General features: G+C 63.6%; 9 protein-coding genes and 1 pseudogene. 5 read left to right on the top strand and 5 right to left on the bottom strand.

The window, feature by feature from the left end; all coding sequences use genetic code 11:
• Positions 1 to 14 precede the first annotated feature (14 nt).
• The 3 genes from QAT43_RS11940 to QAT43_RS11930 all read left to right on the top strand — a co-directional run bounded on the left by QAT43_RS11940 (position 15) and on the right by QAT43_RS11930 (position 5146).
• Positions 15 to 2036 carry an FAD-dependent oxidoreductase gene (locus tag QAT43_RS11940; RefSeq protein ID WP_442900254.1) on the top strand — a complete coding sequence of 674 codons (2022 nt, stop codon included), beginning with the start codon at positions 15 to 17 and terminating at the stop codon, positions 2034 to 2036.
• Between the two features lie 94 nt (positions 2037 to 2130).
• Positions 2131 to 4698, top strand: coding sequence for a molybdopterin-dependent oxidoreductase (locus tag QAT43_RS11935; RefSeq protein WP_305043306.1), 2568 nt, complete (start codon positions 2131 to 2133; stop codon positions 4696 to 4698).
• 130 nt (positions 4699 to 4828) lie between these two features.
• Positions 4829 to 5146, top strand: a complete 318-nt coding sequence (locus QAT43_RS11930; protein ID WP_305043305.1) for a cupin domain-containing protein — start codon at positions 4829 to 4831, stop codon at positions 5144 to 5146.
• 91 nt (positions 5147 to 5237) lie between these two features.
• Here QAT43_RS11930 and mltG read toward each other — a convergent pair whose 3' ends face one another.
• Together mltG and plsY are read right to left on the bottom strand one after the other, a co-directional pair.
• Positions 5238 to 6320: an endolytic transglycosylase MltG gene (mltG, locus tag QAT43_RS11925; RefSeq protein WP_305043304.1), complete on the bottom strand. Its 1083-nt coding sequence runs from the start codon at positions 6318 to 6320 to the stop codon at positions 5238 to 5240.
• 25 nt (positions 6321 to 6345) lie between these two features.
• Positions 6346 to 6936, bottom strand: coding sequence for a glycerol-3-phosphate 1-O-acyltransferase PlsY (gene plsY / locus QAT43_RS11920; RefSeq protein ID WP_305043303.1), 591 nt, complete (start codon positions 6934 to 6936; stop codon positions 6346 to 6348).
• 149 nt (positions 6937 to 7085) lie between these two features.
• Between plsY and QAT43_RS11915 the strand changes: the two genes are divergently transcribed.
• Positions 7086 to 7532 carry an ADP-ribose-binding protein gene (locus QAT43_RS11915; protein ID WP_305043302.1) on the top strand — a complete coding sequence of 149 codons (447 nt, stop codon included), beginning with the start codon at positions 7086 to 7088 and terminating at the stop codon, positions 7530 to 7532.
• Positions 7533 to 7567: 35 nt separating this feature from the next.
• On the opposite strand, the gene QAT43_RS11910 is transcribed toward QAT43_RS11915, so the two are convergent.
• The 3 genes and pseudogenes from QAT43_RS11910 to QAT43_RS14895 all read right to left on the bottom strand — a co-directional run bounded on the left by QAT43_RS11910 (position 7568) and on the right by QAT43_RS14895 (position 9796).
• Positions 7568 to 8434: a nucleotidyl transferase AbiEii/AbiGii toxin family protein gene (locus QAT43_RS11910; RefSeq protein WP_305043301.1), complete on the bottom strand. Its 867-nt coding sequence runs from the start codon at positions 8432 to 8434 to the stop codon at positions 7568 to 7570.
• 3 nt (positions 8435 to 8437) lie between these two features.
• On the bottom strand, positions 8438 to 9085 hold the full coding sequence (locus QAT43_RS11905; RefSeq protein ID WP_305043300.1) for a type IV toxin-antitoxin system AbiEi family antitoxin domain-containing protein: 648 nt from the start codon (positions 9083 to 9085) through the stop codon (positions 8438 to 8440).
• A 98-nt stretch (positions 9086 to 9183) separates the two neighbouring features.
• Positions 9184 to 9796, bottom strand: a pseudogene (locus QAT43_RS14895) (type IV toxin-antitoxin system AbiEi family antitoxin domain-containing protein).
• Between the two features lie 189 nt (positions 9797 to 9985).
• On the opposite strand from QAT43_RS14895, the gene QAT43_RS11890 reads away from it, so the two are divergent.
• Positions 9986 to 10207 carry a hypothetical protein gene (locus QAT43_RS11890; protein WP_305043297.1) on the top strand — a complete coding sequence of 74 codons (222 nt, stop codon included), beginning with the start codon at positions 9986 to 9988 and terminating at the stop codon, positions 10205 to 10207.
• The last annotated feature ends 144 nt before the right edge of the window (positions 10208 to 10351 follow it).

Raw genomic sequence — 10351 nt, 5'->3', positions numbered from 1 at the left:
GACAGGAGGTCGATTTGGCCCAGATCGTTTTTTCCAGTTGGGGAAACAAGATCGTCGACAACCGCAAGGTTGACGGCGAAGCGCAGGCTGCCAGCTTCAAACTGCCCGTCACCCTCGACGGGGAGCGACCCCTGGCCGCATTCATGGGCTGGGACGGCCTCATCGTCTTCGACGCCAAGGTCAACGTGCCCGCCATGGCCGCCGAGTACATGCGCCGCGTGCAGAACCTCTATTGCTGCGGCAAGTGCACGCCGGGCAAGAAGGGCACCAAGGTGCTGGCCGACCTGCTCGACGGCGTGCTCGCCGGCACCACCGCCGCCGCGGATCTCGATCAGGTGGCGCAACTCGCCGAGCTGATGACGAACTGCAAGTGCACCCTATGCCAGAGCGCCACGGTGCCGGTGCTGCATGCCGTCAGTCATTACCGCGACGATTTTCTCGCCTGCCTCAGCGGTCAGTCCCGCCCCCGCGACGATGTCCGCTTCATCCACAAATACACCGCGCCCTGTCAGGACAAGTGCCCCGCGCACATCGACATTCCGTCCTACATCGAGGCCATCAAGGAATACCGCTTCGACGAGTCGCTGGAGATCATCCGCGACAACATGCCCCTGCCGGCGGTGTGCGGGCGGGTCTGCCCCCATCCCTGCGAGACCGCCTGCCGGCGCAAGAACGTCGACGAGCCCATCAGCATCATGGTGCTCAAGCGCTCCGCCGCGGACTGGGAATGGAAGCACCATCAGGCGCCCCCCATGCAGCCCAAGCCGCGCAAGGACAAGAAGGTCGCGGTGCTCGGCGCCGGGCCGGCGGGTTTGACCACCGCCTACTACCTGGCCCTCGAAGGCTATCCGGTGACCATCTATGAAGCCCTGCCCGAGGGCTACGGCGGCGGCATGGTCGCGGTGGGCATCCCGCCCTACCGCATGCCCCGGACCATCCTGCAGCGCGACATCGACATCATCAGCGCCCTGGGCGTCGAGATCATCTACAACACCCGCGTCGGCACCGACATTACCCTGCCGGAGCTCAAGGAAAAATTCGACGCCGTGTTCCTCGCGCCGGGCGCCCATCGCTCCAAACCCATGGGCGTGGAAGGCGAGGACAAGGGCTACAAGGGCTTTCTCCGCGGCGGCATCGATTTTCTGCGCGAGGCCTACATGGGCAAGCCCACGGGCATGGGCAAGAAAGTGGTCGTGGTCGGCGGCGGCAACACGGCCATCGACTGCGTGCGCGTGGCGCTGCGCGAGGGCGCCGAGGAATCGGTTCTGCTCTATCGCCGCTCGCGCAAGGAGATGCCTGCCGACGTCTGGGAAGTCGACGGCGCCGACGAAGAAGGCGTGCGGTTTGAATTTCTCGTGCTGCCCACCCGCATCATCGTCGATGAAAACGAGCAGGTGACCGGCGTCGAGTGCGTGCGCATGGAACTGGGCGAACCCGATGCCTCGGGGCGCCGCCGGCCCCAGCCGGTCAAGGGCAGCGAATTCGTCGTCGAGTGCGACACGGTCATCCCGGCCATCGGCCAGGACGCCGATTTGTCCTTCATCCCGGAAAAAATGGGCATCGACATCACCAAGTGGAACACCGTCGTCACCCGTTTCCTGCCCCTCAAGGATGCCGCCGGCAAGGATCTCAACGACAGCATGGGCAACCCCCTGACGCGCCTGCTGATTACCGACCACGAGGGCGTCTTCGCCGGCGGCGATGCGGAAATCGGACCGCTGACCGTCGTTGCCTGCGTCGGCAATGCGCACCGCGCCGCCCGCGTCATTCAGCGCTGGCTCGAAGAGGGCAAAGCCTATCTGAGCGATGAGGAAATCATGGAAGACATCCTCACCTACCTCGGCGTCTACGATAAGAACGAGCAGGTGCCCTGGCTGGACTCCGCTCATCGCGAGCACCAGGGCGAAATCCACGGCCGCGAGCGCGCCAGCTACAAGAACTACACGGAAGTGGAACTCGGTTTCAAGGACAGCCAGGCGGTTCGCGAAGCCGAGCGGTGCCTGCGCTGCTACCGCATGGCAATGGCGGCGATCTGAACTCAATCCGTTGCAATGGGCCCGCCGGACCACGAATCCAAGCGTCGCGCAACGCGAAGCGGCGCCTGGGCCCGAATTTAGAGGTGATATCGACATGGTCAGTTTGACGATTGATGGCAGGACGGTCAGCGTACCCAAGGGAAGCACCATCCTGGAAGCGGCTCGTCAGCTCGGCATTGCCATTCCGACCCTGTGCTGGCTGGAAAAAGTCTCCCCCACCGGGGCCTGCCGCATTTGCGTGGTCGAGGTCCAGGGCGTGGCCCGCCCCATGACCGCCTGCAACACCCCGGTCAAGGACGGCATCGTCGTCACCACCCAGTCCGAACAGATCACGGCCATCCGCCGCCAGGTGATGGAGCTGATGCTCGTCAACCACCCCCTCGACTGTCCGGTGTGCGACGCTGGCGGCGAATGCGACCTGCAGGACAGCTGCTACGCCCTCAACGTCACCAAGCAGCCTTTCCGCGCCGAGGACGTCAATCCCGGCCCCATCGACAAATGGCCCCTCATTCAGCAGGTGCCTTCCCGCTGCATCCTCTGCGAAAAATGCGTCAAGGTCTGCCACGAGGTGGTCGGTTCGAGTTCCTTGTTCATCAACGACAAGGGTGACCGCTCCTACATCGACAAGCATCTGGAACTCTGCGAGTTCTGCGGCAACTGCGTCTCGGTGTGCCCCACCGGCACCATGATCTCCAAGCTGTTCAAGTACCGCGCGCGCCCCTGGGAGCTCCAGAAAACCCGCTCCTTGTGCAACGCCTGCGGCAGCCAGTGCGAAATCGACCTTCACGTCAAGAACAACGAGATCTATCGCGTCACCTCCGAGGACGGAACCACGGTCAACAACGGCAACCTGTGCATCGGCGGCTTTTTCGGTTACGGCTATGTCAATTCCAGCCAGCGGCTGAAATCGCCCCTCGTCAATCGCGGTGGCCAGTTGATGCCGGCGGACTGGGACGAGGCGCTGGGCCTGGTCGCCGATCGCGCCCGCGCCCTGAGCGCCGCCCACGGCGCCGACACCCTGGCCGGACTGGCCTCGCCGCGTCTGACCAACGAAGAGAACTACCTGTTCCAGAAACTTTTTCGCGCCGGCCTCGGCAGCAACAATATCGATTCGGAGGCCCGCTTTGGTGCCCTGCGCGCCCTTTTGCCCCTGTTCGCCAGTCTCGGTTTGCAGGGTGCCAGCAATCGCCTGGACCGCATCGGCCAATCCGACGCCGTGCTGGTTTTCGGCAGCGATGTGACCGCCGAGGCGCCCGCCATCGACTGGCAGATCGAGCTGGCCTGCCGCAAGCGCGACGGCAAACTGATCGTGGCCAACATGCGCCGGGTCAAGCTGTCGCGCTGGGCCAACACCCACCTCGGCTACCGCCCCGGCAGCGAAGTATTTCTCGCGGGCGCCTTGGCCCGTCTGATTCTCGATAAGGGCTTGGCCGATGCCGCCTTCATGGAGAAATACCTGGCCAACCCGGATGAGCTCAAGGCGCATCTGGCCCAGGTGGATCTCGCCCGCGCCGTCAAGGAAACCGGCCTGCCCCTGGAGCTGCTGGAAGAAGCCGCGGAGCACCTCGGCCGCGCCGAAAGCGTCGCGGTCATTTTCGGTGCCGATGTGACCCGCGGCGCCGCGGCCGGCGACAAGGTCCAGGCCATCGCCAACCTGGCCCTGGTGTGCGGCGCCCTGCACGGCGACCTCGGCGGCCTTTTTCCCGTGGACGAAAAGGGCAACACCCAGGGGCTTCTCGACATGGGCGCCTGTCCCGAATTTCTTCCGGGCTTCGCCGCCTATGCCAAAAACAAGGCGCGCTTTGAGCAGCTCTGGTCCTGCAAGCTGCCCGAGGGCGGGCGCAATGCCGAGCAGATTCTCGAAGGCATCGAAAAGGGCGAGGTGCGTTTCCTTTACCTGGCCGCCACCAACCCGCTGATTACCTTCCCGGACAGCCGGCGCTGGCGCCGCGCCCTGGAGCGCCTCGACATGCTTGTGGTGCAGGACATCCTGCCCTCCGAGGTCACGCGCCTGGCCCACGTGGTTTTGCCGGGGGCGTCCTTCGCCGAAAAATCCGGCAGCCTCACCTCCCTCGACCATCGCATCAATTGCCTGCGCCCGGGCCTCAAGTCCCCCGGCAAGGCCCGCGCGGACTGGGATATTTTCGCCGAGCTCTACCAGCGCCTCCGGCCCCTAAGCGGCCGCCCCGACGCCGGGTCTCTGCTCGACGAGATCAAGGTCGTCACGCCGCTCTACAGCGACGTTTGCCTGCCCGCTCAGGATCGTTGCCGCCCCTGCGTCAAGCCCCTCTTCGCCCCCGAACTGAAGAGCCTGCGCTACGCACCCGTGGAAGGGCAGGCCGCAGCCGGCGGCTTGCAGTTGCTCACCGGCAAGATCCTCTTTCACTTCGGCACCACCACCACCTTTGCCGAGGGCACCCTGGAAGTCGCACCGGAAGGGTACATCGAAATCAACCCCCAGGATGCCGCCACCCTCGGCGTCGGTGCCGGCGGCGCCCTGCGCTTGACCTCCTCCGTCGGCAGCGCCCAAGCCAAGGTCAAGATCAGCGACGACGTGCCGCCGGGATTGCTGTTCGCGCCCTATCACTTCAGCGATCTGAACATCAATCAGATCATGCCCATGGCCGTCAACCTGGTGCAGGTCGAAGCGGCCAAGGCCTGAGCCGACCCGCCACCATCCATCTTCATGCTCAAACAGCCCGGGGCTTGCCTCCCGGGCTGTTTTCTTTGTGGAAAAAACGCCGCGCTTGCGGTATAGGATGAGGTCTTAACATTCTTTCACGGAGCTCTCCATGGACACCTCTTTTTTTGCCTACCAGAACCAAGTCGCCTTTTCCCCGGACAAGGCCCACAAAGTCGTCCTTGCCGAGACCGAGCATTCCCGCACGACGCTCTGGTGCCTGGCGCCTGGCCAGGATATTCATCCCCACGTCCATGCGGGCGACCACATCTGGGTGATTCTGGAGGGGCGCGGCACCTTCCTCGGCGACCACCACGCGGAACGCGAGGTCGAGCCCGGCATGATCCTCGTCGCGCCGACGGGCCGCGCCCACGGCATTCGCAATGACAGCGGCGAGGGGTTGGTGTTCGTCAGTATTTCGGCGGGATAAATCCCCAGGGAGCAAGGGACGCCCATCAACGCGGGAAAAACGCGGATCAATCGAAACCGAGCCTGAGGACGGGCGTCCTCGTTCAAAAAAATCAGGGATTTGTATTCGTTTCCCGAGACAAAACCCCGGCGTCCTGGTTTGCAGGCGCGGGGTTTTGTTGCGTCGCGGCGGGACGCGGCGAGAGAATGTAGCGACGCACGGCGCGATTGTGCTCGTCGAGGGTGCGAGAGAAAACGTGGCTGCCGTCGCCGCGCGCCACGAAATACAAATAATCGTCGGCGCTGGGAAAGGCGGTGGCCTCCAGGGCGGCGGCACCGGGATTGGCGATGGGGCCTGGCGGCAAACCGGGGATGACGTAGGTGTTGTAGGGGTGGGGATCGTTGAGGTGGCGCCGGGTGATGCGGCCGCCGTAGTCCGCCACCCCGTAGATGACCGTGGGATCGGCCTGCAGGCGCATGCCTTTTTTCAGCCGGTTGTGAAAAACCGCAGCGACGACCGGCATTTCCTGCACCGAGCCGGCCTCCTTCTGCACGATGGAGGCCAGCGTCACCCATTGGTGCGGACCCAGGCCGCGCGCCTGTGCCGCCAGCTGCCATTCGGGCAGGGCACGGCGGCGAAATTCGCGCACCATGGCCTGGATCAGGCGCCGCTCCGTATCCCCGCGTTCCAACAGGTAGGTTTCGGGAAAGAGATAGCCCTCCAGGGAGTCGGTCGAAATCCCCAGTTGCTCCAACAGCGCCTTGTCCCGCGCCAGGGCGTTGAACGCCTCGGCATTGCCGAGCCCCTCGCGCTCCAGGCGTGCACCGATCTCGGTGTAGGTCAGGCCCTCGGGCACGGTGAAGGGATAGCGCAGAACATCCCCCGTGACCAGGCGCCGCAGCACTTCCTCGGGCGTTGCCGCGACACGAAATTGATATTCACCGGCATGCACCCGCCCCTGCACTTGCCGGAAGCGCGCCAGGCCAATAAAATAATGGCGGCGGCTGATGACCCCCTGCTCTTCCAACTCGCGGGCGATGCGCACGAAGCCGGTGCCCGGGGCGATGGTCAGAATCCGTTCCACGGGAGGCTGCACGGGCCGCGACAGAAAATAGGCCAGATCGCCCGCCAGCACCAGCAAGGGCAAAACCACCGCCGCGAGGGTACTCAGCAAAATCCGCTTTTTATTGCTCATATCCGTCGCAAAACCTGGGTGCGTATCAGGCGCGGAAGCGGTTTTCCGTGCTGTTAAGCAACCGCTCGATATTGCCGCGATGGCGCCAGATCACCATGCCGCTGATAAACAGGGTCACCAGAAACAGGGGCAGGGAACGCTCGAAGATCACCACCAGCAAGGGGATGATCCCGGCGGCACAGAGGGACGCCAGGGAAACGTAACTCCATTTCCACAGCACCCCGGCAAAAACCCCCAGGGCGATCAGCACCGCCAGGGGCGAAAGCACCAGGTAGATGCCCAAGCCCGTGGCCACGCCCTTGCCACCCTTGAACCCCAGGTACACGGGATAGCAGTGGCCGAGAAAGGCCGCCGCCGCCACCAGGCTCAGCTTCCAGGGGGAATCGGGGAACAGCTGCAGGGCCGCAAGAACCGGCAACAGGCCCTTTAAGGCATCGAGTACCAACGTCGCCACGCCGAGGCCACGACCGCCGACCCGATAGACATTGGTCGCGCCGATGTTGCCGCTGCCCGCCTGGCGAATATCACCCAATCCCATCAGGCGCGTCAGCACCAGGCCACAGGGAATGGCTCCGATCAAATAGGCCGCCGCCAGCATCAGAAAAAATCCGCTCATGATTGCCCCCGTGGGGATGGTCCCGCAAAGTCAAAAAGCGGCCAAAGCCGCTTGGTGGAAAGGAAAAACCCGATGCCCCTTGTAGCACGCCGCGCCGCAAAAGGCAAGGACGCCGCGGGTCCAAGCCCCCCTGAAAAGGGGGTCGCGCCATGAGGGAACTGCGCGGCAATCTCTGGGATCACCTCGGCCAAGCCGTGCTGGTCATCACCACCAACGGCCAGGTCGACCGCCAAGGCCGCGCCATCCTCGGCCGGGGCTGCGCCCGCCAGGCGTTGGCGTACTTTCCCGACCTTGCCGAACATCTCGGGCGCCTGCTGCGCGCGCGGGGCCTTCAGGTGCACGACCTAGGCAACGGGCTTGTCAGTTTTCCCGTGGAAGAAACGCCCTGGTCCCGCCCCGACCCACGCCTGATCGCCCGTTCGGCGGCCCAGCTCAGGGTCTTGGCCGATCGCCAGGGCTGGCAAAAAATAATCGTTCCCCGCCCCGGCTGCGGCGGCGGAGGCCTCTCCTGGCAGGAGGTGAAGCCCCTGCTGCTGGCGCATTTCGATGAGCGCTTCTGGGTGATTGCCGCGCTGGAGGAGGCCTGCGGCGACTAGCCACTTAGTCGAAAATGCTCAGCACCCGCCCTTCCCTACATAAATCGAATCCGCCGGACCACGTCGAGGAAGAACTCCCGTGACCAGACCTCCAGCGCCTCCGGATTCCGGACGAACGGCAGCACTTCTTCCCGGGCCTGCTTGATGTCCAGGCGACCGATCGCCTCGGCGACCAGGTCTTGGAAGTCGCCCGGAGCGAGGCTTCTCCCCTCTTTCCAGTGGCCGCTCTGACGCATCCGCTGCTCCAAATGTGCCAGGTGTAGCTCCGGATGCCGGCCGCAGTACCAGACCAGGTCATACCAGTCGCGTCCCTTGACCCGGTTCTTCCAGCGGCGGCAGAGAACCGCGTGCATCTTCCCGGCAAACAGGTCGGGGAGCCGGTAGGAGCGGACGCTGAAGGGGATCGGCCGCAGAAGGAAGCGGTTCTCCGTGGCGAATCCCGGCGGGGGATCGGTGTCGACCTCGATCTTGATCCGGATGACCTGACCGGCAGGGATGTGCCGCAGAATGTGGTCGCCGGGCTGGATGACCAGCAGCTCGTTGGCGGTGTCGGCCTTCAGGAAGGCCGACTGCACCGCGGTCTCGACCGCCTTCCCCTTCTTTTCCACTCGCACCTCGAAGCCGAAGGCCGCCAGTTCCCGCTCCAGCGCACTGCTGTAGCGCTCCAACTCGAAGTCGGGCATGGGCTGGAGGAGGGAGAAATCGAGGTCCTCGGAAAAGCGGTCGAGGTCGTAGAGGATGCGCAGGGAGGTGCCACCGTAGAAAGCGGCCTTTTCGAAAAACTTGGCCCGCCACAGGCCGAGCAGGGCCAATTCCTGGAGGATTTCACGCAGGGCGCGGGTGGTGTCTTCCACCCGCTGACAGTCGTACCTTGAGAACATCTGGGCGACGGCTTCGCGCATGCCCTATCCTTTCCTCCGGGCCAGACGCCGCACCAGTCCAGCCAGCAGGGCGACCCGCGGTGAGTTGTAGACTCGGGAAAGCTCGTCGAGCAGCCCGGCATCCAGATCGCGTAGCGCCATCTCTTCGATCCGAAGGTCCTCAACCAGATAAGCCAGACACTCCTTCTGGGTCCTCAGCCCCAAGCCGCGCCCCTTCCGGAGCTTGTCTGCAAGAGCCTTTTCTGGGGCAGCGATCAGGAAGGCCCGGCCGTCCTCCAGCTCTACCCGGCCGAGGCCAACGGCGAAACCTGCCTCCGGGACATTGCTATATAGAAACCGTCCTACGGGGGTAGCGAAACGCCAGCCACGCTTGGGCGTCACCGAAGTGACCGCCTCGACCCGCTCGGGGGTCAGCCCATGGTAATGCAGGGCGTAGTCTAGGGAGACACAGGAGGGTCCGTAGAGCAGATTCGCAAGGATCTCCCGCGAGTAGGGGCGGCGGCGCCACTTCTCCCCGAAGATATACAAGCCCTTCTTGACCCGGATGATGACTCCCTTGGCCAGCAGATCGGTCACCTTGTCCCTGGGCTGTGCATAGGAGGCCAGAGCCCCCATCAGAGCTTGGTAGTCGAACTCCTCGTAGGAAATGGCCTGGCGCAAGTCTTCGCTCATGATCTGATACGCAGAAAAAGTGAGTTTTTAGGCATAGTAAGTCGACAGATTGTCGACATACTACACAAGAAAAAACACAATTTCAATGGATCTCGGTATCACGCGCTCATGGCCTCCAGATAGGGTTTCATCACGTTCGCCACCCGGCAGAGCTTGGCGAAATGCCAGAGGTCGTTGATCTCGCAGCGCCGGCCGGTTCGGCATTCTTTGAGCGCCTCCAGGGACACGTCCAGGCCTATCTTGTTGCGGTACTTGAAGCAGTCCGCCACGGTTCTGGCCGGACCGGTCACCCTGACCGGCACCCCCTCGATCAGATGCTCCTCGACCCCTTCCGTCAGACCGCGGCCGGAGAAGCGCACGATGCGCAGGGGGGGGATAGTCGATGCGGGGCCGGGCGGCGGCGCGCTCCAGGGCCATCCAGACCTCATGCGGGTTCTGAGTGCCGATCTCGTGGAAGCGAAGGGCGGAGAGCAGACAGATGATGCCATGGGGAACCAGCTTGGCCGCCTGAGCCAGGCTGTGGTGAGCGGAGATCTCGGCGTCGGCCGCCATGTAAAGGCCGCGCCCGGTCCGCACCATCAGCCCCTGCCGGCACAGGCGGCGCAGATACTCTGGGTGGATGCCGCGCGAGGCCAGGTCGCAGACCCGCAGGACACCCATCTTGCGGGCGAGTTTCAGGATGGCTTCAGAGGGAGACGGATTGCGGGACATGTGTAAAGATTTTACCATCCGATCATATTTGTCAGTATTTTTACACAAAGCAACAAGCGGCCGTTCGCCCCTTTGGACCTGGTCGGCCATCCTGATCGAAGCGCACCGAGGACTCTATCTTCGTGTTCCTGGGTAAGAGCGGCGGTCTCTTCAGGGAACGGGCGTTCAGGGATGCCTTGCACGACGCATGTGACAAGGCCGGCATCGAACGAGTCACGCCCCTATGCCCTGAGACCCTGCTTCGTTGCCTATTCGGAGCTTCTGGGTGTCAGCAAGCAGCGGCTCATCGGTCTGATGGGCCAGGCCAACAAAGAGATGATCGACAGGGTCTACGGAAAGTACGTCAACTTTCTGGAGAAAGACCGGCAGGCCATCCAAGACTTTTTCGGTGAGGACTACTGGGGGGAATAGCAGAGAAGGCCACCCTCGTCTGCACGAAGGTGGCCTTCTCTTCAGGAAAGTCTCGGGAAAGCTCTCCCTAACTACCTGTTTTTACTGGCGGAGGGGGTGGGATTCGAACCCACGGTACCTTGCGGTACAACAGATTTCGAGTCT

Origin of the sequence: Geoalkalibacter sp., assembly GCF_030604225.1 — a bacterium.
Taxonomy (GTDB): Bacteria; Desulfobacterota; Desulfuromonadia; order Desulfuromonadales; family Geoalkalibacteraceae; genus Geoalkalibacter.
The sequence above is the reverse complement of the archived record's forward strand: the minus strand, read 5'-3'. Positions and strand labels throughout refer to the sequence as shown.